At 55.2% G+C, this 24,530-nt stretch carries 17 protein-coding genes; 5 read left to right on the top strand and 12 right to left on the bottom strand.

Annotated elements, in window-relative coordinates; translation table 11 throughout:
* Positions 1 to 10 precede the first annotated feature (10 nt).
* Both SH573x_RS24180 and SH573x_RS24175 read right to left on the bottom strand, forming a co-directional pair.
* Positions 11 to 1,867 (bottom strand): sulfurtransferase, encoded by a 1,857-nt coding sequence (locus SH573x_RS24180; RefSeq protein WP_479350524.1) that lies wholly within the window; start codon positions 1,865 to 1,867, stop codon positions 11 to 13.
* A gap of 1 nt (position 1,868) precedes the next feature.
* Entirely contained in the window at positions 1,869 to 2,852 is a 984-nt protein-coding gene (locus tag SH573x_RS24175) for an aldo/keto reductase (RefSeq protein WP_479350522.1), read from the bottom strand.
* 335 nt (positions 2,853 to 3,187) lie between these two features.
* Here SH573x_RS24175 and SH573x_RS24170 point away from each other — a divergent pair, with 335 nt between their 5' ends.
* Positions 3,188 to 4,171, top strand: coding sequence for a DUF1559 family PulG-like putative transporter (locus SH573x_RS24170; RefSeq protein ID WP_479350520.1), 984 nt, complete (start codon positions 3,188 to 3,190; stop codon positions 4,169 to 4,171).
* A gap of 8 nt (positions 4,172 to 4,179) precedes the next feature.
* On the top strand, positions 4,180 to 4,329 hold the full coding sequence (locus SH573x_RS24165; protein ID WP_479350519.1) for a hypothetical protein: 150 nt from the start codon (positions 4,180 to 4,182) through the stop codon (positions 4,327 to 4,329).
* Positions 4,330 to 4,333: 4 nt separating this feature from the next.
* On the opposite strand, the gene SH573x_RS24160 is transcribed toward SH573x_RS24165, so the two are convergent.
* On the bottom strand, positions 4,334 to 5,539 hold the full coding sequence (locus SH573x_RS24160) for an aspartate aminotransferase family protein (protein ID WP_479350517.1): 1,206 nt from the start codon (positions 5,537 to 5,539) through the stop codon (positions 4,334 to 4,336).
* Positions 5,540 to 5,660: 121 nt separating this feature from the next.
* Positions 5,661 to 6,506, bottom strand: a complete 846-nt coding sequence (argB, locus tag SH573x_RS24155; protein ID WP_479356801.1) for an acetylglutamate kinase — start codon at positions 6,504 to 6,506, stop codon at positions 5,661 to 5,663.
* 447 nt (positions 6,507 to 6,953) lie between these two features.
* Here argB and SH573x_RS24150 point away from each other — a divergent pair, with 447 nt between their 5' ends.
* Complete coding sequence (locus SH573x_RS24150; protein WP_479350515.1) at positions 6,954 to 7,709, top strand: DUF1559 domain-containing protein; 756 nt, start codon at positions 6,954 to 6,956, stop codon at positions 7,707 to 7,709.
* 139 nt (positions 7,710 to 7,848) lie between these two features.
* Here the strand turns inward: SH573x_RS24150 and SH573x_RS24145 are convergent, their stop codons facing one another.
* Entirely contained in the window at positions 7,849 to 12,936 is a 5,088-nt protein-coding gene (locus SH573x_RS24145; RefSeq protein ID WP_479350513.1) for a proprotein convertase P-domain-containing protein, read from the bottom strand.
* 624 nt (positions 12,937 to 13,560) lie between these two features.
* Between SH573x_RS24145 and SH573x_RS24140 the strand changes: the two genes are divergently transcribed.
* Together SH573x_RS24140 and queG are read left to right on the top strand one after the other, a co-directional pair.
* The gene (locus SH573x_RS24140; protein ID WP_479350512.1) at positions 13,561 to 15,180 is read left to right on the top strand and encodes a phytoene desaturase family protein; all 1,620 of its coding nucleotides are present in this window, start codon (positions 13,561 to 13,563) and stop codon (positions 15,178 to 15,180) included.
* A 2-nt stretch (positions 15,181 to 15,182) separates the two neighbouring features.
* Positions 15,183 to 16,232 (top strand): tRNA epoxyqueuosine(34) reductase QueG, encoded by a 1,050-nt coding sequence (gene queG / locus SH573x_RS24135; RefSeq protein ID WP_479350511.1) that lies wholly within the window; start codon positions 15,183 to 15,185, stop codon positions 16,230 to 16,232.
* A gap of 279 nt (positions 16,233 to 16,511) precedes the next feature.
* On the opposite strand, the gene SH573x_RS24130 is transcribed toward queG, so the two are convergent.
* The 7 genes from SH573x_RS24130 to SH573x_RS24100 all read right to left on the bottom strand — a co-directional run bounded on the left by SH573x_RS24130 (position 16,512) and on the right by SH573x_RS24100 (position 24,475).
* On the bottom strand, positions 16,512 to 18,521 hold the full coding sequence (locus SH573x_RS24130; RefSeq protein ID WP_479350510.1) for a hypothetical protein: 2,010 nt from the start codon (positions 18,519 to 18,521) through the stop codon (positions 16,512 to 16,514).
* Positions 18,522 to 18,880: 359 nt separating this feature from the next.
* Complete coding sequence (locus SH573x_RS24125; RefSeq protein WP_479350508.1) at positions 18,881 to 19,321, bottom strand: DUF420 domain-containing protein; 441 nt, start codon at positions 19,319 to 19,321, stop codon at positions 18,881 to 18,883.
* Positions 19,318 to 20,076 (bottom strand): SCO family protein, encoded by a 759-nt coding sequence (locus SH573x_RS24120; RefSeq protein ID WP_479350507.1) that lies wholly within the window; start codon positions 20,074 to 20,076, stop codon positions 19,318 to 19,320. The genes SH573x_RS24125 and SH573x_RS24120 overlap by 4 nt, the downstream gene beginning before the upstream one ends.
* On the bottom strand, positions 20,073 to 20,939 hold the full coding sequence (locus tag SH573x_RS24115) for an ABC transporter permease (protein WP_479350505.1): 867 nt from the start codon (positions 20,937 to 20,939) through the stop codon (positions 20,073 to 20,075). Before SH573x_RS24115 ends, SH573x_RS24120 begins: the two co-directional genes overlap by 4 nt.
* A complete protein-coding gene (locus tag SH573x_RS24110; protein ID WP_479350503.1) occupies positions 20,936 to 21,976 on the bottom strand; it encodes an ABC transporter ATP-binding protein in 1,041 nt (346 codons plus the stop codon). Before SH573x_RS24110 ends, SH573x_RS24115 begins: the two co-directional genes overlap by 4 nt.
* Positions 21,976 to 22,434: a cytochrome C oxidase subunit IV family protein gene (locus tag SH573x_RS24105; RefSeq protein WP_479350502.1), complete on the bottom strand. Its 459-nt coding sequence runs from the start codon at positions 22,432 to 22,434 to the stop codon at positions 21,976 to 21,978. The genes SH573x_RS24110 and SH573x_RS24105 overlap by 1 nt, the downstream gene beginning before the upstream one ends.
* Positions 22,435 to 22,453: 19 nt before the next feature.
* Positions 22,454 to 24,475 (bottom strand): cytochrome c oxidase subunit 3, encoded by a 2,022-nt coding sequence (locus SH573x_RS24100; protein WP_479350501.1) that lies wholly within the window; start codon positions 24,473 to 24,475, stop codon positions 22,454 to 22,456.
* Positions 24,476 to 24,530: the final 55 nt, after the last annotated feature.

Below are 24,530 nucleotides of genomic sequence, written 5' to 3'. Positions count from 1 at the left end.
TGGGAAGGGCTTATCGATTGCAGAATTTGGGCAGTTCTGATTCGAACTTCACGCGCTCGCCGGTGAGCGGATGATCGAATTCCAGTTGCCAGGCATGCAGGCACAGTCGGCCCGCTTCGTCACATGGGTGTTCATTGTGTCCGACAAGATTTTGGCCATAAAGATCGTCACCTAGGATCGGCAATCCCAAATGGCTTGCATGCAAGCGGATCTGATGAGTGCGCCCTGTTTGTGGCTCCGCGACCAGCAGCGTTGTCGGTTGTGCCTGGCTGTGAAGATCGATGGTCTGGCGTCCGGCAAATGTTGGCAAGCGTAGCTCGCAAAACTTGGTATGTGCCAGTGCGCCGCTGGGATCGATGCAACGTTTGCCAGCCACTTGCACTTCGTCCAAGATCGGTGCATCGCAATCGAATGTCTCCGAGGGAGCTGTGCCATGCACTTTCAACACATATGTCTTGTGCACTGTACCACTAGTGAATTGCGGTTGAAGCACGCGGGCGTAAGCGTATTTCCGGGTTAGGACCACCAGGCCACTGGTGGCCGCATCTAAGCGATGGGCCATTCGCAGTTTTTCAGGGCGATAAATATCTGCCAACAAGTATTCGAGCGTATTGCGATTATAGCGCCCGCAAGCGTGCACTGGCAGGCCCGCGGGTTTGTTGACGACGATCAAGGCTTCATCTTCGTAGACGATCTGGATATCGTGCGGTATGGGGGGCTCGACATAGTCGGCTTGCACTTGGTCGAAACGTTGCCCTTCGCGCACGGGCTGCTCGGCCCAGACAGGTTGGCCGCAAGTCGTTAGCGTGCCATCGGCAATCCATGCCAGCCACTGCTGGCGCGGTGTTGGAGGATGATAGCTGCACAAGAATTCAATTAGCGGTAAGCCGGCAAAGCGGGCGGCCACATGCAAGCGGCGCTGATTTGTATAAGGCCGACAACCTGGTTGCGTGGCGGCCAGCAACTGCAGACGCTGCTGGTTGGCTTGGCGTCGTGATTCGCGCTGTTGGTCGGAGGTCATGTAGCAATTTGGGCAAGACTTACCAAAGACGAACTTGGGCGATTGAATGTCTTCGTGATTAAGGACTGCCTGGCAGTGGAAACATTGCACCGCGCCGGTTGGTTTTAGATCGGGGCCCAGCACTACGCGGCCATCGAAAACAAAACAACCTCCGTCGTAATGCGCACCGCCGCATTCCTCGAAGTACTTCAAGATGCCGCCTTCGAGTTGATAGACTTGCTGGAAGCCCAGTTTCTCGAGCATCGGTCCGGCTTTCTCGCAACGGATACCACCGGTACAGAACATGACCAGCGGTTCATGCCTGGCTTGTTCAGGCAGTGTCGCCGAAGCCGAAGGGAACTCGCGGAAGTGTTGAATATGTAGCCGCTCAGCGCCACGGAAAGTGCCTAGATCAACTTCGTAATCGTTGCGTGTGTCCAGCAATCGTACGGGCCGCCCTTCATCGAGCCAGCGTTTCAGTTCTTGCGCCGATAGGCGGGTGCTGGTGTGCTGGGCTGGCGCGATGTCGTCGACACCAAAGGCGATGATCTCGCGTTTGATCTTTACCAACATGCGATTGAATGGTTGCTGGTCGGATAGGCTCTCTTTGACTTCTAGATCTTGCAACTCGGGGCGGCCGCGCAGGTCGGCCAGTAGATCATCGATGGCCGAGCGTGAGCCGGCTAGAAATAGATTGATGCCTTCGGGACTAAGCAAAATGGTGCCGCGCAGTCCGAGCCGTTTGCAGCATTGTTTGAGCTGGTCTCGCATTGATTCCAGCGAGGAAAGCTGGACGAACTTGTAAGCCGCGATATTGACGATTGCTTGGTCCGCTATTGGCGCGGGCGATTGGGTCGACATGGCCATGTTATTCATAGATAGGAAAAAACGTATTAAATGCCTGTTGGCAAAACACGCCGGGGTCATTAAAACGATGACCTCGATCCAGGCTGGCGATTTGTTTCATCTCTTCGGCGGTTAATTCGAAATCGAAGATATCGATGTTCTCACGCAGTCGATCCGGGTGTGAGCTTTTGGGGACAATCGACGCACCCCGCTGCACACCCCATCGTAAGATGACTTGCGCGGGCGTTTTGTTGTAATGCCTGGCAATCGCCATGACTCGGTGTTCGTTCAGCACCGATTGCTCGGGGGTGGCCATGCCTAGAGAAACATAAGAGCCCGCACCCAAAGGCGAGAAGGCGGTTACGCCGATCGATTCTTGCTGGCAGTAACGGACCAACTTCTCCTGAACCAGATAGGGATGCGACTCGATCTGCAACATGGCCGGTCGGATATTAACTTGACTGAGCAAATCGCGAATCAGCGAGACTCCGAAATTGCTGACGCCAATGTTGCGCACAAGTCCTTTGCCCACTAGGTCTTCCAGAGCCCTCCAGGTATCGATGATGGGAACTGGGTCTGCAACCATGCAAGGTAACTCTGCAGCCGGATCGAAGGTCCAGCCTGGCGGATAGCGCTGCTCGATCGGCACATAGCGCAGAGCAATCGGGAAATGGATCAAATACAAATCGAAGTGATCGAGTCCCCAGTCCTGCAGCGACTGCTTGCAGGCCAGTTCGACGTGCTCAGGTCGATGGTACGTGTTCCAAAGTTTGCTCGTGACCCACAAGTCATCACGCCGGCAGAGGCCCGCCTCGATTGCCTGGCGCACGCCCTCTCCGCAGGCGGCCTCGTTGCCATAATCGCAAGCCCCGTCTAAATGGCGGTAGCCGGCCTGGATCGCCTGACGAACGATTTCGGGTGCCTGTGTTGGCGGTATTTTCCACAGGCCGAGTCCAACTGCGGGGATAGATACGTCGTTGGCTAAGGAAATAAGTGCGTCTTGCATACTGATTGGGGACTCGAGCGTTTAAAGGTTGCGGCAATTCCGTATTGGACCGCGCCGATGTGAAATCGAACAGCTCCCCCGGTTCCCGTTGGGCAAAACCCCCAGAATTGCTTCCATCGTTACAGGAAGCGTGGGCGCCATAGTTTCAAAAAGGAGAGCTTTAGATGGGGAATTGTTTTCTCCAAGGTCTCCCAAATGGAGCGGCGACCTTTTAAGATAGGGGCTTAGTTTCGCGCAGTCCCGCAGGCTCAAACGCGAAGCAACATTAGATTGATATCGCGGTTTGGGTGCACATCTACTTTTCTTCGCCCAAAAAGAGATGGAGGGAATCGTTCATGTCTAAGCGGTCCAGTGGATACTTGGCCAAGTCAGCCTTTACGTTGATTGAGTTGCTGGTGACAATCTCGATCATCGGACTGCTGCTGGCGTTGCTACTACCAGCCGTTCAAGCGGCGCGCGAAGCGGCCCGGCGCATGAGCTGTTCCAACAACATTCGACAATTGGGGCTGGCTGCTCATAATTTTGAGAGCGCACATAAGAAGTATCCGCCTGGTTACCTGGGTGAGCGACCCGCGCGTGGCCCGATCGATGGAACGACAAATTCCTATGTTGGTCATTTGGTGTACTTGATGCCCTACTTGGAGCTTCAAGACATCTATTCCATCTGGGCCACCAAACGTGATTTAAACGTCACGGCGGTAGCCCCTGTGGCCAATCATCCTCGCTACGTTCGCTGGGTGAACGATCCAGAGAGCCTCTGGGGTGAATTGCAGTATGAAATCCGAACCTTTCTATGTCCGTCGGATGATGCTTACGGAAACACCGCTTCTACAGTTACTGAGCTGCGGACAACAGCGTCAACCGGTGTAGTTCATTTCTATGCAGAGCCAACCAGACTGGGACGTACCAATTATTTGGGCTCGGCTGGACGACTGGGCAAAGGGGTGGTTACTCGCGATCCTTGGTGCGGTATCTTTTTTAATCGCAGCGAAACCAAGCCTGCTCATATTACAGACGGCCTTTCCCATACGATTATGTTTGGCGAAGTCACTGGTCAATTTTCCGATCCGCAGTTAGCTCGTGGTCGTTTGCGTTCCATATCTTGGAATGCAGGCGGCCAATGGACTGAATGGCATCGCTCAGTTTACAACTACGGCAATCAAAAGCGGGTCGAACGCTTCTCGAGTATGCATCCAGGCGGAATCTACTTTTGCATGGCTGACGGATCGACCCGATTCATTTCCGATACCGTGCCCGGTGAAATGTTGGTTGCCCTCTCATCGATGGCCGGTGCAGAAGTTGAGGAGTTGCCGGATTGAAGACCAACATGCGTAACTCAATGATTCTAGCGACGCTGGCAGCCTTTATGCTGCTGACCAGCGGGTGCGGTCAAGGTCCAGCCGTGGTCAAGACGGTCAAGCCCAGTCCGCGCACAGTCGAAGGTGACCTCAAGAACGACCTCAAGCCGCCCAAGTAAACACTTAAGCGGTCACAGCGCTGCGCGTTACGCAGTCGCTCAATATCTCGAGACCGCGTAGAGCGTCCTCGTGGCTGATGTTCATAGCTGGCAACAGTCGAAGCACGGTGTCGTGCGTACAGTTGATCAGCAGCCCTTGCTCCAGTGCGCTGGCTACCACCGGCGCGCCCTCGAACTCCAATTCCACGCCAATCATCAAGCCGGCCTGACGAACTTCGCGGACTCCATCGCATTGCGATTTGAGTTGGGCCAATCTAGTTGCGAAGACGTCTGCCGTTTGCCGCGCTTGCTCGAGCAATCCATCTTCTTCTATCGTTTGGATCATGGCGATGCCGGCAGCCGCCGCAATTGGGTTGCCTCCAAAGGTACTGGCGTGTGTGCCCGGACGCAGGTTGTGAGCGATGTTGCGATGGGCCACTAAGGCACCACCTGCAATGCCACCGCAAAGCGACTTGGCCAACGTCAGCATGTCAGGCTGGACATCAAAGTATTGATAACCAAACCATTGTCCAGTACGGCCACAGCCGGTTTGAACTTCGTCAAAAATCAGCAGCAGTCCATGCTGGTCGCACAAGCGGCGCAGACCCTGCAAGTATTCGAAGCTGGGCACATTGACGCCACCTTCACCCTGAATGGGTTCGATCATAATTGCCGCAGTTGAGTCATCGATGCGCTGCTCGACTGCTTTCAAGTCGCCCCAGGGACTGTAGACAAAACCGGCCAGCATTGGGCCCACACCGGTGTGATACTTGGGCTGAGCGGTAGCGGTCAACGCGCCAAAAGTGCGTCCATGAAAGCCGTTATGAAAGGTGATGATCTTGTAACGCTCGGGACCTTTGGTCAGGCGTGCCAGTTTGATGGCCGCTTCATTGGCTTCGGCACCGCTGTTGCAAAAGAAACACTGCGCATCGAACGATCGCTCGACCAACATCTGCGCCCACTGGCCTTGCAGTTCCATATGCCAGGTGTTGGGTACATGAATCAGCTGAGCCACTTGCTGTTGCACAGCCTGAACCACGCGCGGTGGACAGTGGCCCAGTAGATTGCATCCCCAACCCGGAAAGAAATCCAGGTATTCGCGGCCCTCAGCATCCCAGACCCTCGACCCCTCACCTCGCACTAGATTGACACCATAGCGGCGATAGTTGCCGATGACGTACTGCGCAAAGAGCTCTTCGGTTTGTTGGCTGCTGAGATGGCGTTGATTCATATTGACAACTTTGACACTTGAACTTGATTTGATCGGGTTATCTCGAATGAAGGCTGACCTGTGAGACCATGTGCCGGTTACTTGCCTTGCCTTAATCAAGATCGGAAATCAGCGCCAGGGTTCACCGATTTTGAACAATCTCGGTGCCCACGCCGCTGGTGGTGTAAATTTCCAGCAGCAGTGAATGCCGCAATCGACCATCGATAATATGCACTTTGCCTACACCGCGAGCCAAGGTAGCCAGGCAAGCTTCGATTTTGGGAATCATGCCGGCATCGACGATCTTATCGGTGATCAATTGCCGCGCTTCGGCGGCGGTCAGCGAATGAATGATTGTATCGGGATCTTTCTTGTCGCGGCGCACGCCGTTGACGTCGCTCAAGAAGATCAGCTTCTCAGCCCCCAGGGCTTCGGCAACCGCCATGGCTGCTGTATCTGCATTGACATTGTATTTCTGTCCCTGCTCATCAATGCACATCGAAGGAATGACAGGGACCTGGCTGGTATACGTCAAGCTTTCGATCACCGACTGATCGACGCGGGTCACTTGACCTACGTAACCCAGATCGATCGGCGGGCCACCTTGCTGGTCGTCCAGCAACAGCTTCTCGCCAAACAAGACGTTGTTGCCCGACTCGAAACTCAGATTGATGGCTCGGCCACCCAAGCGTTCGATCTCTTGAGTCAGAAAGCGATTGACATCACCGGCCAATACGCGCTCGACGATACCGAGCGTGGCCTGATCGGTTACGCGTCGACCGTTGATCCACTGTGGGGTGATTTTGGCTTCGTCCATAGCCCGGTTGATCGAAGGCCCCCCGCCATGGACGATGACGGGCCGCATTCCGACTGTTTCCATAAAGATGACATCGATCAGCAGATGTCGAATGGCATCGATGTCTTCCAACAGACTGCCGCCAAGTTTGATAACCGTGGTTTTGCCGCGAAAACGGCGAATCCAGCCCATGGCTTCGATCAACGTATCAGCCTTGGCAATTGCGTCGTTAACCAATCTGGTGCTCCGGAAACAAACTTGTGGTCAAAATCCAGGAAAAACAAAGTGCGTCATGCTAACGGAGGGCCTGCGCAAGTGTCAACACACAAACAGCCCCGTAGCCGAAGTCGCCAGACTTTGGACGGGTATGCCTTCTCGTAGCCGAAGTCGCCAGACTTTGGATGTGTCATAATTGGAGTCACCAAAGTCTGGCGACTTCGGCTACGGGACCAAAGTCTGGCGACTTCGGCTACGGACCCGATTGACAGTTGACCCGTTCCGAGAATAGAACGGAACCAGCGGGTCCTGCACGGACCTGCAGAGATAGAAACAGTGTTTTATTGGGCAGCGATGACCTTGTATCGGAACCCAAAAGTGGCAAAGCGGTCGGCGCACCTCCAAGGCTTTACACTTGTCGAAATGCTCGTAAGCATCGCCATTATTGGCGTTTTGCTGGGGCTTACGTTGCCCGCGGTACAGATGGCTCGCGAATCGGCTCGTCGTACCCAGTGCGGTAGCAATCTGCATCAGCTTGGCATCGCATTACAAAATTACCATGCTGCCAGACGTACTTTGCCGCCGGGATGTTTGGGCTGGCGGCCGCCGGGGGGTGGTTCCAACTACAAACAATTTGCTTGGTCGGCCATGATCCTGCCCTATCTGGAGCAGACAGAGCTCTTTGAGAGCATTAATTTTTCCGTGGCTTACGATGCACCTGAGAACCGACCGGCAGGCTCGACCAATTTGAAGATCTACCTGTGTCCCTCGGCTCCTCCGCCTGCGCCGGGTGGCTTGGGCAAGACTGACTACGCGGGTCTGTTTGGTCAGCGGATCACAACAGCCAAGAACACCAACAACGGTGTCTTCATCTACAACAAAGCGATCACCTTTGATCAAATTCGCGATGGTCTATCGCAGACCATCTGCGTAGCGGAGGACACGCTGGGACCAGAGTGCGAATGGATCAATGGTCGAAATACCTTTGAACAGTCCGGTGGGATTAATGATCCCAAGGCTTCGCCGATCGACAACGAGATTCGTTCCCAACACACCGGTGGAGCGATGGTCCTGTTTACGGACGGCCATGTTTCGCTGCTGGCCAACGAAATGGATAAGAAGATCTTGGCGGCACTCATCACGCGTCACGGTCGGGACCTGATCGATCAAACGTATTAGTCGACCGCGCAGCGCAGTCAATGCAACTAGCTGAGCCGTGTCTCACTGCTCAGATGGACAGCAAAAAAGCAGAGGCCGCATAGCCAGTTGGCTGTGCGACCTCTGCGGTTAGAACCTGGTCAACTACAAACTGTTCGAACTACAACTGGCTGCCCAGTTGTTCGAAGACTGCATCGACAGCTTGCGTTTTCTTGGTCGCAGTGCTGCTGATGCTCGGTGCGGCAGAGCGGCTAGTGCCCAAGGTAGCCACGGCAGTGTTGGTTGTGGTCACGCTCGAGGCCAACAGAGGCGCGGCACTCTCAGCGACGACACCATTGCCAGTGACGATCGCCGATTGGCTGAAGCTCGATAGTGGGCTCGACTGCGAACCGAGAGTCGGTGCAGCGCTTCGGCTTCTTACCTTTGCCGATGGAATTGCCCCAGCTTCTTCGGATGAACCGGCTGCAGGAATTGTGATCGCCCGCAATGTCAGACCGGCGTTGATGCCGCTGCGAATAATCACGAAGTCCGAATTCAAAATGAACCCGTTCTTGTCAACATCTCGCGGACTGGTCACAGTACCCAAACCACCTACGGGCAGTGCGGCTGCCAAGTCAGCGTTTTGCAGGACGAACAGTCCACCCACGGTGGTTCCGTCGATATCGCCTCGCAGGTTACCCAAGTAGTAGGTCGCAGCTGACTCGAGGCCCGTATTGGCGTTGGACAGCACTCGAATCTGCAACCAACGATTTTCGATAGCGTTGTCTGGCCATTCAATCTTCACTCGAGATGAGTTTGGGTTAGGCGTGGCTGGACTAACGGTTATCGAGGACGGTGCCGGCGCAGTGGCCCAACTGCTCGGTGGGTTGGCCGCTTCGTTATATGCGCCTTGTGGGCTCATCTTGAACGAGAAGTCGGCGGCCGAAAGCGAGCTGGTTGCCAGGCCGGAGATATCCACCACTACTCCATTGATACCTTTGCTGTAGTTGGTCACGTTAGCAAAGGTGGTTGCCACTGGGTTAGCGCCCGCAGCCACTAAAGTCTTGGACGTATCCAACGCAGCCGGCACGTTGGTTCCGCCAGCTGAATAGAACGAACCTTTATAGTAGGCGTTAGTAGCGGGAATCACCGCGAACGCCGAGAGCGAGAAGTTGATCGAAGTGCTGCCTCCATCTTCATCGGTGGCTGTGATCACGACCGTTTCGCCGAGCACGGCGGTCGTGGGCGTAATCGACCAATCCCAAGTACCAACGCTGTTGGCGATGATCGTACCTGCCGAAGCAGTCAGGGTGACCGTATCGGTTGGGACATCAATCCAAACCCCAATATTGGTTATCGTGGTAAAGACGTTGCCGCTGACCGTGTTGAAGACAGCGCCTATTTGTGGGGCCACGTTGGTAACGGTGTAAGTAAACGTCGTTTCGGCAACACCGCCCTGACCATCATTGGCAGTGATGGTCACCGTGGTCGAGGCCGTATCGTCTACGGCATCGAGACTCCAGGACCAGGTGCCAGCTGCTGACGTCACCGTACCAACCGAGGCGGTAAAGGTCACGACATCGGTGGTGTTCGGGTCGGACCAAGTACCCGTGTTGACCAGGATACCTCCTTCACCGACCGAGACGCTGCTGCTATCAACACCGATCGTCGGCGCGACGTTGGCGACCTGAGTACCAAAGCGCTGATCGGGCATGGGCATGCCTGCGGCATTAACTGCGCGAATGCCATCGACAGGAACCGTGTATCGCCAGCCGTCGATGGGCATCAGCATAACGTCATGGCTGCCCGGAATCATATCCATCGCCAGCAGACCGGATGCTGGGACCGGGGCGGCATACTCGCCACCGGTGATGATCAGATCCCAAGCGGTCAAGGTGGCAGAGTCGCCCGAGGCCACGTCCGTAATTTCGAGGGTCCAAGTACCATTGGGTGCTCCACCGTCGAAATCAGCCAGCAAGCCTTCGGGGCGGAAGGAACCAGTAAAGGGCGGCGCCCCTGCTGTTATTGAAGTTGCAGCTTCGTCATCCAGCAGGGTATTGGTGAAATTGTCGCCCGAGCCACCTACATTGCTGAACAACTCGACCCGTCTTCCATTAGGAGCAATCAAATGGACGATAAGGTCCGAATCCCACGTCATGGTGAAATTAACTCGGACGTTTACATCTGTTACAGCGCCCGCAACATCGCTAACGGTCATCGTCGATGTACGCGTCGTGTTGTCAGGGATGTTCAGGGACGTGGTATTGCTGAACGTACTGGTATCACCAGGATCTTGGACACCGTTGCCGTTCAAATCGTCCAGCAGATGCCGGCCACCAGCCGGTGCTTCGTTGGGATCCCATACTCCGTCACCGTTGACATCGTCAAAGACAAATCCATAGAAACGATCATTCCTGCCAATGGGGAAATCTCGCGGGCGGAACGAATCGCTTGGCGAGGTCACCGTGATGGGATAAGTGTTTGATGAAGTCCAGCCGGCAGGCAAGACGGTCTGAACCACATAAGATCCGTTGGGCAAGCCAACCATCGCGTAGTTGCCATTGGCGCGCGTAAAGGTCGATGGCTCAGCCGTGGCAATTGTCAGCTCCCATTCCAAGAGATCGCCGATATCCTCAGGGAATGTATCTTCGATTTCCAGTACCCAAGTTCCATTGCCCACTTCACCGTCGAACGCGCTCAATGCTTCCGTTGGCCGGAAGGTGCCGGTTCGAGGCGCAGGAGCGCTGCCAATCGGGTTAGCTGCTTCGTCATCAAAAACTGTATTGGTAAAGTTATCCGAACTTCCACCGACAAACGCAGCCAGCGCCACGCGAGTTCCACTGGGCGAGATCAAGGTGATGACCAAGTCGCTTGCGAAAGTGTGAGTCGCATTGATGCGGACATTCACGTCAAAGACCGAAGATGTTAGACCGGAGACCGCCAAGTCGGAAGTGACAATATCAAAGTCCGCCAAGGGTGTAACCGTGCTATTGATAAACGACGTTGGAGTTGAATCCAACACGCCATTGCTATTGGTATCAGCAAACACCATCAAGCCAGGCATAACTTGATCAAACGGGTCCAGCACCCCGTCTCCATCCCAATCCTCGAAGACCGTACCGGAAATGGTCGGCACGATCGAGATGCCCGAGAGCGTAAAGACAAAGGAAGCCTCATCAGCATCGTTGGATGCTATCGTTACTGTCTGGGTCAGTGTGCCACCCACGGTGGGCAAGAAGCGAACCGAGAAACTTGTCCACTGGCCCATTTGCAACGTGGTCGCGCCCAGTCCACTGAGTAGTGAAAATGCGCCGGTGCCAATATCGAGCGAAGTCAAGTCCAGTGGTAGTGTGCCTTGGTTGCGAATGCGGATGCTGACATCAATCGGTTCGTCGATAAAGGTGCTGCCCACCGACATTGTTTCGCCGGATTGAGTTTCAGCCCGCGTTGACAAGACTGAAATTTCGGGCTTGCCCAAATTGGACACAGCGCTGGCGGCGTTAAGCTTGCCGAATCCCAATTCGATATTCTTGCCAGTGACTGCATCGTAATCGACTCCGCCAATGAGGTCGGTTTGCATGCGCATGTAATCGCGCAGCTGAGCAGGGGTCATATTGATGCCCAGCGACGCGGCGCGTGCTAGAGTCAGCGTTGCAATACCGGTGGTCAGTGGAGTGGCAGACGAAGTACCGCCGAAACCGTTGGCCCCAGTGCCGGTGTAGTCGCCTGGGTCGTAGCCAGGCGCACCAAGGCGGTCGGTGGTGTCAATAGCCAAGTAACCACTGCGAGTGTCGTTGCTCGGCGCAACTATGTCCAGTATTGGACCGAAGTTGCTATAGTTGGAGCGAGTGTTTTTGTTGTTGCTGGCCCCAATTGCAAACACCCCGGGAATGTTGGCCGATTGCAAGGCAGGTTGCTGTATCGCGCCGAATCCATTGCCGGTCGCGAAGAAATAGGAAGTCCCTTGGCCTTGTCGCCCAGATGTCGTTCCCCAAGTCAATGCCGCGTTGATCGCCGCGCTATTGGCACCACCGCTCCAGCTGTTGTTGACTGTGTCAGCAGCCGACCACGTGCCTAAACCATTGGCTGTTCGTCCGGCAGAGTAGTAAAGCGCTGCAGCAATATTGGCGTCATTGGTGGCGCCATCGTTGCGAAAGATGGGCGCTGCCATAATCTTGGAACCTGCGGAGGAACCTGTTACCCCAATACCATTATTGCCTCGGGCAGCGGACACCCCTGCCACGGCCGTGCCGTGATTGTCATTGACGATTCCGGGTTCGGGCTGGGTGCCGGGGGTATCGGTGAAGAAGTTCCAGCCGTTGATGTCATCGATCCATCCATTGCCGTCGTTGTCTTCCCCATCCGGAATTTCCACCGGATTGACCCACAAGTTCAGATCAGGATGGCTGGCCACCGGGGTATCGATGATACTAATGACCATGTTGGCCGAACTGCTCGGAATTCCACTGAACACATCCCAGGCTTCCGGCATGTCAACGTCCGCGTCGACGACACCGCCACCCTGTCCGGTGTTATGCAAGTGCCAAAGATTCTCAAAACGGATGTCATTGGGGGTGTAATTTGTCTGCCAGCTTTGATAGAAGTTCGGTGACACAAATTGCAGTTGTGGATCGTTCTCAATTGCGTTGAGCACGCTCAACGCAGCAGGACCAGTACCGGCTGCAACCGTGGCGATGAATTGATCCGGCGTGCCTCGCAACGGACGATAAGTCGTAAAGGTTGGATTATCCGTAAAGTACTCAGCAGCGGTAACACCCGGTTGGAGCGATACGATCAACTCGTCGAACAACACTGCGTTGGAACGCGATTCTTGCGCGAAGAAAGCTGGAATGGAATCTTCGATTAATCCCGCAGCCTTGAGTTGATTGGTATCAATCGCACTACTGTCGATCGATTCATAGAGTGCAAAGCTACCGTTGAGCTCGCGATCAAATTGCAAACCAAAGCTGCCAAGGGTCTCCGAGGTCACACCGGGGCTCAGCTTGAGGGCCATCTTGGCTGGATGAACGACCAAGGTAACTGCATCGCCATCGACGCCGTAAGAATAAGCAGGAGCTAGCGCTGCCAACTGGTCTTCCAGCGCAGCCACTGCTTTCTCGGTTGCGCTTTGATCCTGATACTTGGTGGACGTTAGTTCCAGGCCCAAGTCGCTGGCCAACAACTGGCGGGCTTCCAATCGCTCACATGTCAAATACTTTTTAAGCCGATACTGATTTCGCTTCGCAATTCGATTCTGACGAGCATGCATAGATGTATTCCTAGAATAAAGGCCTCGGGACTGAACAATCTAAGAACTTGTCGAGGTTGCTTGGCGACCGCTTACCCTATTTCAGGTGAGCATCATCAGTCGCTTTCAACAAAAAAGTTTTGGGTGCCAACAACATAGTTGGTCCAGCGGCAACAAGATAGCTCGGGGCAATCTTTATGCGAAAATAGTGAGAATTTTTAATACGCGTTAAACCTGCGTTTTCACAGCGAAATGCCATCTTCAGCCCCCCAATCGCGGGGCAGCTTTGGAGTGCTGTGGCCTCAGCCACAGCTTTGATGTGCTAACCCAACTGTACCGCGGCCTGTGCGAACCAGTGGTCACGAACGTCCTTCATTCGCGGAGACTGCGGACTAGTCACACTCCTAACTAAGCCGTAGGCGTTAGCCTCGGTTATTTGTATTGCTGTGGGGTGGCCACAGCTTGGATGTGCTAACGCAATTGCCCGCACGCACGAAGCGACGCTCATGACCAAAGGTTCGTACGGGCTGCGGAACAGTCAACACTTACATCAAAGCGGTGCCTTGGGCACCGCACTCCAAGGACTTCGGGTACGATACAGCCCGAGTATGCGTCCCATGGATGATCTGAAAAGGAAAGCCCGGATTGAGTACGAACTTCGATGTTATTGTTATCGGATCGGGTATCGGTGGGCTGACAACCGCTAGTTTATTAACTCAAGTGGCCAAGAAACGCGTACTGGTATTGGAAAGCCACTTCAAGCTTGGTGGGTTGACGCACTCTTTTCAGCGGCATGGCTATCACTGGGACGTCGGTCTGCATTACGTTGGCGGCATGGCTGAGGGCGAAATGACACGCCGCTTTATGGACCTGGTTACCGGCAGCGGCGTTCAGTGGCTGAAGATCGAAGATCCACTGGAGCACTTTGTTTATCCCGAGCACCACCTGCGCGTGCCGTCTAACGAAGCCGACTATAAACGCACTCTCAAAGAACACTTCCCCAACGCGGCCGCCGAGATCGAAGCCTATTTTCGCCTGGTTCACAAAGCAGCCGGTTGGATGGCACGCTGGTTCGCTACGAAACAGATGCCTAAGTTCCTTGGCGCGATGCTGAAGTATCCCGGCAAGAAGTTGCCCCTGATGACGACCAAAGCAGTGCTGGATCAAACGATCCGCGATCCACAGCTACGATCAATACTCGCTTCGCAATGGGGTGACTATGGACTGCCGCCCAGGCAGAGTGCCTTTGGTGTGCATTCAATCGTGGCCAAAGATTATTTCAAGGGCGGTTACGTGCCCCAGGGCGGCGCTTCGCAGTTGGCCAAAACGATCGTACCCATTATCGAACAGGCCGGCGGTCAATGCCTGGCCGGCCACAAAGTGACCCGGCTGGAAGTGCAGCATGGTCGCGTCACGCAAGTATGGGCCCAGCGCAAAGGCCAACAACTATCGTTCACGGCCCCGCTAGTGGTTTCAGCGGCTGGGGCATTGAAAACTTTTCGCGATCTTGTGCCGGCCGATGTGAATATGCCGGAACGTCAACACTTAAATGACCTCATGCCGCCGCCCACTGCCACCAACATTTATATTGGATTCAAAGCAGACCCGCGTTCCATCGGAATGGATGCGGGCAATTATTGGCTGGCCGAGAGCTACGACCACGATGCAATTCATGCCGAGCGATCCAAACTGGACAATGGCCAGCCGATACGACATTGCTTTTTGTCTGCAGCTACGTTGCGCGAGCCGCAGGCTGACAAACATGCGGCCCAGATCATTTGCTTCAGCGACTATGCTAGTTGGCAAAGCTGGTCCACCCAACCTTGGCTCAATCGCGATGCGCCATACCAACAGCGCAAATCGCAAGTAGCCGAGCAAGCCTTGGCGTTGGTCGAGCGACACTTGCCGGGCTTTGGAGAGCTAGTCGACTACTTCGAAGTATCGACGCCGGTTTCGGTTGAGAGCATGACAAGTCATCCAGGTGGAGCGATCTATGGTCTGGCTGCTACGCCGGAGCGCATTAGCGAAGGATTATTTCATGCGCAAACTTCCATCAAGAACTTGTTGCTGTCTGGGTGCGATGTGGGCAGCGTGGGAATCGTCGGCGCGATGATGGGCGGCGTGATGTCAGCAGCTTGGGCCTTGGGACCAACCGGTTTTTTAAAATTGTTGTCAGCTGCCAAGCGACACGTAGCGGCGTCTCTCCGAGACGCCGATTTGTACACATCCGAGTCTCGGAGAGACTCGGCTACGCGGGGCACATAACTGTGCATGAGTTAACTCAAGAGCTAAAGAGCCAAGCGGCTCAGCTGGGCTTTATTCTCAGCGGTGTCACCGCGGCCGCTCAGCCCACGCGTTATCAAGAGTTCTTGCGGTGGTTGGACTCAGGCATGGCTGGCCAAATGCATTACCTCGATACGCGTCGTGATGCCTATGCGTCACCGGCCAGCATTCTGGATGGTTGCACAACGTTGGTCATGTTGGCTTACTCCTATCGCACGACGGAACCGGTAACGCCCGCAGCGGGATCGGGTCGCGTGGCCCGCTATGCGTGGGGTGAGCCGGACTATCACGATCTAGTATTCGAACGCCTGCAACAACTCAAGTCATGGTTACATGCTCAGCAACCTCAGGCACGTGTGCGGGGCGTCGTGGATACTGCTCCACTACTGGAGCGCGACTTTGCCGAAGCAGCGGGCCTAGGCTGGATCGGTAAGAACACATTACTGTTGAATCGGAAGTGGGGCAGCTACTTTTTTCTGGCAGCGCTGCTGACCGATTTGCCGCTCACACTCGATCAACCGTTAACGCAAGGGTACTGCGGAACCTGTCGCGCGTGCTTGCAAGCTTGCCCAACCCAAGCCTTTCCGGCACCCTACGTGCTCGACGCGCGGCGATGCATCAGCTACTTGACCATCGAGCATCGCGATACGATCGACCCAGAACTTGCCAGTCAAATGGGAGACTGGATGTTTGGTTGCGACATCTGCCAAGAAGTATGTCCCTGGAACCGTCGCCTTGAATTGTCCAGCCAGGCCATTCCGCAGCCTATGACCAGCCTGGCACCGGCCGAACTGCTGGAGATCATCAGCCTCGACGACGAACAGTTTCGACAACGCTATCGAAGAACTCCTCTGTGGCGAGCCAAACGCCGCGGAGTCATCCGCAATGCCTGCCTGGTGCTCGGCAATCAACGTTTCGTGGCCGCCCTACCAGTACTGGAACAACTGACACGCGACGAAGATCAGCTGATCCGTCAAGCAGCTCAGTGGTCCATAAACGCCATTCAAGCCGCTGCCAGCGAGAATACCCAGTAGCCACCGCTGCCAAGCGGTGGATGCGACTAAATTGTCAAAGTGTTCGGAGATGAAGAGTGACTTATGGCGAAATAGTGACTTTATTATATTGTGAATAATAAGCGGATCTAATCGAAGGGTCTCCCCTTCTCCCTCAATGAGTACATTGAGGGAGAAGGGGGGCCCTGCGGTTAGCCATTACTTTATATGTAAAGTAATACGGCTTAAAACCAGGTTAGACTCTTCGTTGTGGTGTAGGGTCCACCGTCTGGCGACGGTGGCTACGGTTTGCCCACTGCATTAAGGGATACGCACGATGATGACGCGATCTTTTTGATCGATAACTTCGACGTTACCGAAATCGATCGCTCGGGCTACGATTTGAATATCACCAGCAAAGTCCAAGGTGATCGTCGCATTGGTACCAGAGCTGGAATAGCTGTAGTTGCTTGTCCCGACCTTCTCAGCCAGTGTTTGAGCGGTCTTCTTCAAGTCACTCTTGACGTTGATGAGCGTTAACTTAACCGAAGTAGCCGTTTCCATCTTCGGAGGCACGAAGTCGCCACCGGGCATTCCGGGGCGGCCATTGTAGGCATCGCCACGATGAGGCCACCCACTACCCGGTATGCGCGGCATGAATCCAGGACCCGAAAACGGGCTGCGCGGAGCATAACCCGGCGGAATGTTACCTGCGCTTGGAGGTGGCGTCGACGGCGAGTTGTCCGCAATGGAATTACTGCCGAGCGGACTATTGCCCACAGCTCCACTACTGCCCGCGCTGGGCGAGGTCGCAGGTACGGTAGAGTTGGAAGCCAGCGGAGAGTTGACCAGCTCATTGGAATCGACCAGCGGCGCATAAGGATTTACGTCGGTCATCGACGGCATCTCAATATCAGGTGCCAAGTCGAGACGGGGTTTGGCGACCAGGTCACGTTCGACCTGCCGATTCTCGTAAAACGGATCGCCGGCGGCGTGAATGTTGGTTGCGGCGCGTTTCTGTTTGTTCTCGGCGAATTGATCGCGGATCTTCAGCTCGCTGCTGCCGTGCGTGGCGTCGAGAATCCGCTGCCGAGCATCCAGGAAATTAGCGACTGCATCTTTCAGCAGTTCGTCTGGCTGGGCATCGCGTTTGATGCGCACAATCAAGGCGCGTTGGGCGGCCATGAAAGCGACGTCCTTCTCAACGTATTCGCGCGGCACTACTTCCCAAGAGTTGGAGGGCAACTTGCTGCGACGAATGGCTAACTGCAATACCTTTTCCGAAAGACCATCGATCTTGGCAGCCGCAGCAGCGCACTGACCAGAACGCCGCACATTGGACAAGGCTTTCAAGTACTCATGCACCAAGTCGGCTTCGTCGTAGTAAATCTGTTCAGGTTGGTTGGCCGGGGTCGGTAAATCGAACAGACCTTGAGTGAGGTACTTGATTGCGGCCAGGGTCATCACTTGAGCATCCAACCAACCGGGCGTGTTGGTCAGCTCCTGCATTTTCTGCGCATCGAACGCATTGACAGGCGGCGGTTGTCTTGACTCGCGGATCGCCTTCATCCGAGCTTCGATCTGGGTGCGATATTTCTGCTCGATCACTTTCATGCGATCGCGAAAGGTGACGCGTTCTTCACGCGAAGCCCAGTTCATGCGCACCGCTCGCACCAACATGTCTTCAAACTCGCGTCCCTGCTCCAGCCCGCGTTTGCGCATCGTTTCCAGATCAGTTTGCACGCCGTTGAGTGTATCAAGCGTTTGCTGACCATTCCGTTCAGTCAGTTGGGCGATTTGGTCCAATAGTCGGGTATGCGATATCGGAATCAGACTGAAAGTTGACCAGTCGGTATTGGCGACCCAATGCCAGCCAAACAGGCCGATGGTCACGAGCAAGGCCACGCCTATAACGCCGCTCACTCCAGCCAGGATGGGTTTGAGATTCAGCGGCTTGCGCTTGCGAACCAGGTTGTAATTGATCGGCGCCATCGGCAACGGCGAACCCAAGGGATCGTTCAGCGGATCGTGCAAGGGATCATGTATCGGTGCACGCAACGTCGGTGAATGTGGCGCAGGCGACGAATTATCCAGATACGGGTTAGCTGGTTTCTTGGGGGCGGTGGGCACGACTGGTTTAGCGGCGACGACCGACCCCGGCTTGCGTTTGACCACTTCGGCCCCGACGACTCCATCGCGCGGTGGAGGCACTTTGGCTACGAACAGTTTGGCACAGGCCGGGCAAGTCAGCGGCACGCGTTCTTCGACCGTCACGGTCGCTTCAATGGCCGCCTGACAGGCGGGACACTTCAGTCGAATAATGCGTTGCATAAGAGATTGGTCGCGATTTCGGGCCGAGGGAATACCGCTAAGTTCTCTACAAGTGTAATGACCGCGGCCGGCAATCGCAACCTGACAATTTCAGCGGTACTAACCATCTCCACAGCCAAGACCCCTCCCGAATCTCGCTACGGCTCGATTCGACCTCCCCATGCTGCGCATGGAGAGGTGACCGTCACCTCTCCCAAGCTTTGCTTGGGGGAGGTCGGAGCCAGCGTTAAGTTAGGCTCCGGGAGGGGCTCGTTACCGAAGTGGAAGTGTCAGCAGCAGGATGCACCACACAAATTGTTTCGCTGCAACGAGTTAAAAGCTGTACAATTTCTACGCTCCCGTAGGGGCGGGAGGGGGCACTACGCCGGTACGTAATAGATTTGGTACAGCATCATATAAACCATGACGCCCGTTACCGAAACGTACAACCAAATCGGCCAGGCATAACGCACAATTTTTCGATGAGCGAGGCGATTGTTTTTCAGTCCCTGCACCATCGCGGCAATCGCCAGGAAAGGAACCGTCACAGCCAGCAGGACATGGCTGAGCAAGAGTGCATAATAAAAGTAGCGGGCCGCCGCTGGAGCTACCGAGGGATCGGTCGGAAATTTTTTGCTCGGCACCTGAAAGTGATAGGTCAAATAGCACACCAAGAAGAGCGCACTGACCACAAAGGTCGCGATCATCACATTGCGATGCGCTCGCTCCTTCTTCCGCTTGATCAGTATGAAACCGATGACCAGCAACACGCTAGCGAGCGCATTGAGCGAAACGTTGATGTGCGGTAACCACTCGGTCACTTGGTTTGCTCCGAAACTAATTTGGCCATATCGCGCTGCAGGGCTTGCCACTGGCCTGGATCGGACCACGTGTAGTAACCGTAGATCTTGCCTTGAGCATCGACCAGAGCAAATTTCTCTGGGTGACCGCGACGCATGACACCGATCTGATACATCTCGCTGCCGACGCGCGAAATGTAATCCATATCACCGGTAAAGAACAGCCACTGCTCGGGGTCGGCCTGAAATCGATTTGCGTACTCAGCCAGTACTTCAGGACGATCAACTTCGGGATCGCATGTTATTTCGATCAACCGAATTGGCTGGCCCTTAAACTTGTCTTGCAGAATCTTGAACTTCTCGTTTTGACGAACGCAGATCGATGGACAAGTTGCATAAAAGAACCCGATGACATAAGGCTGCCCGAGAAACGACTGGCTGCTGATCAGCTTGCCACTGCGCTCGGTCAGTTCAAACTCTGTCAACCACGGCTTTTCGGAACCCTTGGGTCCGCCGGCTTTGGGTTTAGGTGATTCGACCACCTCATGAGGATCTGGATTGGCGCGCGACTTGGCTTGATCGCTAGAGGTCGATATCGGTTGCGTCCGTTTATCGGGGCGATTCTCGGTAATCCGACGCACCGTACCATCTTCATCTTCGATATAGGCGATGCCAGCCTGACCGGCAGCCGGGGCACCAGGACGGTAACGAACTAACATGACACCGCCCAAAACTAACAGCGATAGGGCCACTAGGCTTAGTAGATTGCGTTTCATTGCACCTCTCCTCGAGCGTTGCGACTAACCATGCGCCATGCGCCGACAAAGGTTAGCAACATGAAAACAAAGGACACGGCCCAACACGCAGCAGTTCCTGGAATCCAATACGCAGCGGAGGCTGTGCTGAGTTCAGGTACCAGGAGGTGTCGCATTCCTCCAATGATATACGTGACCGGGTTGAAACGCATGGTCCAGTGCATGAGCGTTTGACCGATTGGACTGCCGGCCGATAACGCAGGCACTGGGAAAAATGCTCCGCTGAGCAGCCACATTGGCATCAATACCAGGTTCATAATCGCGTGAAACCCTTGGGTCGATTCCATCGGCCAGGCAAAGAAAACTCCCAATGCGGTCATGCCCACAGCGGCCATAGCCAACAAGACCAGCAGCGGCACCAGGTTCCAGTTAAACGCCACGCTGCCTAAGAGCAGTGCCAGCACCAGAAACAGCACAGCCTGCACCCAGGCGATAGCTGCCCCACCTAGAATTTTGCCTAAAGCGATTGTCCAGCGCGGCACAGGTGCGACCAGGACACTTTGCAGAAATCCCTCGCGACGATCTTCAATGATCGAAATGGTGGCAAAGATGGCCGTGAATAATACGATCAGCGCCATTGTCCCAGGCAAGTAATAAGACATGAAGTCTTCACCGGCGCCTGGGCGAAAGGCGCTGTGCATACCGGTTCCAAAGAGCAGCCAAAACAGAATAGGTTGACCAACGGCGCCGATAACTCGATTGCGCTGCCGAAAGAACCGCGTCCATTCGCGCCAAGCCAACATCCACACGGCACCACTGGCCGATCCGTGAGGAGTGGCCGATTCTAACAAGGGCCCGGTCGATGATCGTATCGTGGTGCTCATCGCCGCGCTCCCGCTGCTGTGCCGCGCTTGGACGATTTCTTGCCGCGCGCATTATCATCGACCGTGGCAGCGTTATTGTCCCAGAACTGGTGACCCGTGCGGGCGATAAAGACATCTTCGAGACTGGGTTGGCTGAGCGACAGACTTTCAATCGTATTACCCAGTTCACCAGTCAGCGGTGCAATCCACTGCGCAGCATGGCCACTGGTGACGCGAATCTGATCCAGTTGCATGGTCGCTTCGACCGATCGAGCCTGGAACCATTCGATGACTCGTTTCGGGTCGTGTGCTTTGATAATCAAGACACGCTCGCCCAGTTCGCTGCGTAGCTGAGCCGGCTGGCCTACAGCAACCATACGTCCGGCGTGCAAGATGCCGATGCGCTCGGCTTTCTCGGCTTCTTCCAGCAAATGCGTGGTGAGCACGATGGCTACACCATGTTCATCGCGCAAACGCACCAGCGCATGCCACAAATCCAAACGCGCTGCGGGATCCAGGCCAGTACTCGGCTCGTCCAGCACCAACAATCGCGGCGCGTGTAACATGCTCTTGGCGATATCCACGCGGCGCTGCAAACCACCGGAGAGTTTTTCCAGATACCAATCCAGACGATCAGTAAAACCTAACTCGGATGCGACCTGGTCGATGCGGGCTTCGCGGGCCGCGCCGCGAAGTCCAAAGAGCGCGGCCTGACAACGCAGGTTTTCGCGCACCGTTAGTTTGCGATCACAACTTGGATTCTGAAACACCACGCCCAGCAAACCACGCACGCTGGCTGATTGAGCGGGTAACGCCTGGCCAAAGACCTGCAGTTGTCCATGCGCAACTGGGACAAGCGTGCATAACAGGCGGAAGAACGTCGTCTTGCCGCTGCCGTTAGGCCCCAGCAGGGCAAAGATCTCGCGGGGCTCTACGCGCAGGCTCAGTCCAGCCAGGGCAGTGTGCTCACCATAGCGATGCACCAGATCAATCGCTTCGATGGCTGGAATGTTGGCGTTCAATTCTTCAGTTGGTTTCCGTAGGCCCAAGACGACCACTATGGATGCTCGGCCGCCGCTACCGGGGACTCAGGCTGACTGACTTTCAACTCCGGACCGACCGTATAAGGCATCGGCTCGGGGGCTGCCAACAAGCGATTGGCATCGTATTGCTCCGTGCGCTGACCGATGTCGGGAATCAGTGACAAACACAACAGCAGGCTGACGACCATCGCCGGAAACGTAACCACATATTTCCATTTGCTTTCCCACCACAAGTGCATGAAGAAAGCCACCACCAGGTATGCCTTGGTGAATGAAACCGTCATCATTACAGCGCGACCCACATTCTGTGGTACTCGTTCTTGCCAGAACGGCGTATAGGTCAGCAGCGAAGCGCACGTCAAAACGCACAAGGCAATGAACACTTTCAAAGCCACCGGCCCAATCGATCCATGATCGTGATCATGAGCGACGGCGTCAGTGGGATCGTGTTGGACTGCAGCAGACTCGTGCATAGCGAGAGTTCAATCAATACTAGAACAAGTAGATCAGCGGGAACAAGAAAATCCAGACGATATCGACAAAGTGCCAATACAGCCCCGAATTCTCGAGCAAATTTGCGTGGGCAGGTCCCAAGTTCAATGTCAGGATAATTACGAAGACCACCAAGCCAATCAGCACGTGAATCGCGTGGATACCGGTCAACAAGAAGTAGGTTGATGACCACATGTGACCGCTGGGGATGCTCATGGGCAATTTCAGCCAGGCATAGTGATGATTCAGTCCACCATGCACATGTTCCAATTCAGCTCGAAACTCTTGGCGAGCTTTGGCTGCGTTCAGTTCGCCCTGCAATCGCCCTTTTTCAGTTTCGGCGACCGTCGCGGCTTGGGCGCTCTCAGCCACGGACGCAGCTGCGGCCGTCGATTGCGACTCAATCGCGGCGAGCCTGGCAGTTATCTCAGCCCGGCGGTCAGGCTGAGCTGCTACAGCCGCAGGTGCCGATTCAGATTCAGGCACTTGAGTATCCGCAGTTGGCTCGGCTGGGTTAGCTTGTTCGGTTTGCTGGTCGTCTGTATCGTCAGCATCGTCTGCATCGCTGGCTGCATCGCTGGCCGTTGGCTCGGTGGCCGGCTCTGCTGGACTGTCGTTACTCGGTGTAGTTTCCGCAGGTTGATCAGCGGTTGGCTGCTCAGCCGTCGGTTCTTTATCTGGTGTTGCGGCTGGTTCTGGCGAAGCAGTAGTCGCAGAATCTTCCGCTGCCGCCTCCGAACTCGCAGGCTCAGGCGCAGGCGTAGGTTCTGGCAGAGCTGCCAATTCTTCGTTCAGCTTGGCCGCCTCGGCCGCTAATTGATCGACAACTGTCTGTGCGGCATTCATCTTCTCTGTGGCTGCCGCCCCCGTGGTGGTTAACTCCGCCATGGCTGCATCGGTATCGCGGATTAGTTGCGTGAGCTGGGTAGATTCCATTTTGGAATACTGCCCCGCGACCTGCTCGTACATCGCCAGAGGATAGATGTCGTTGGCCAAGGCCACCATCGCGCTTTGACCGGTGATAGCATCGGGATCGCGACCGACGGTTCGCGAAGTCCATTTGGCGGCCACATCGGAGAGTCGATTGACGACTTTCAAACGTTCAGCCCGCTGGGCCTCGTCGGCTTGCAAGCGCGCCAACTCATGGCGCATCAGTGGGGCTTCACGTTTGAGTTTGGCCAACGCCTGGCTCTTGGTCATCAACTCTTTTTCGAGCGTTACCAGTTCAGCTTCGGCCGATTTCAGTTCTTCGCCCGCAAGCGGTTCAGGTGACTCGCCACTTGTTTCGCCTGCCAATGGTTTGATGCCGGCAGCCGTCTTGCGACCGTCAACAACTTTTTTCGCCAATTGCCCGCGCGAGTCGCGCAGCGTTTTCACTTCATCACTGAGCGAGGTCAATTCATCGGGCAGTGATTCAACTTGACCAACCAGTGTGTTCTGACGCACGTTGGCTGTATTGATCTGTGTCGAAAGATCTGCCAGTCGTTCCGTCACGGCGCCGACGTAATAGATATCAGGCCGATCGTAAATGTTGCTATGCGGCGGAAACGGTACCAGGGCGTGGACATACTTGGCTCGATATTCATAAGCTTTGAAGCCTAAAAACACACAACCCAGCAGCAAGGTTGCCAATACCCAACGCCAGGCTTGCAAGCCAAGATTGCGTTTGGCGGCGTCGTGGGCCAGCACGATCGACACACTGGAACAGATGAGCACAAACGTATTGACCGCTCCCACCCATTCTTCCACATGCACGTCAACAGGTTTGGGCCACGACCCGGTCGGCACCCCGAAACGTACGACGATGTACGTGCCAATCAGCGCGGAGAAAAACATGATCTCGGTGGACAAGAACAGCCAGAGCATGGTCTTGCCACGCGACATGGGCAAGGCTGGTTGATACACCAGCGTTACATGACCGTGACCATTTCCATGACCATGCTCACCGGAAGCGTGGTCATGTGGATGTCCAGCCGACGATCCAGATGAAGAAGCGGTATTATCGATCGTCGTGGAACTCATGCTGGCCGCAAGCTAAGGTGCATCGAACTCAGGGTGTTGGGATTCGGTTCAATTC

It is taken from the genome of Rania fehmarnensis, from assembly GCF_056494185.1.
This window is presented reverse-complemented; position numbering and strand designations above follow the sequence as displayed.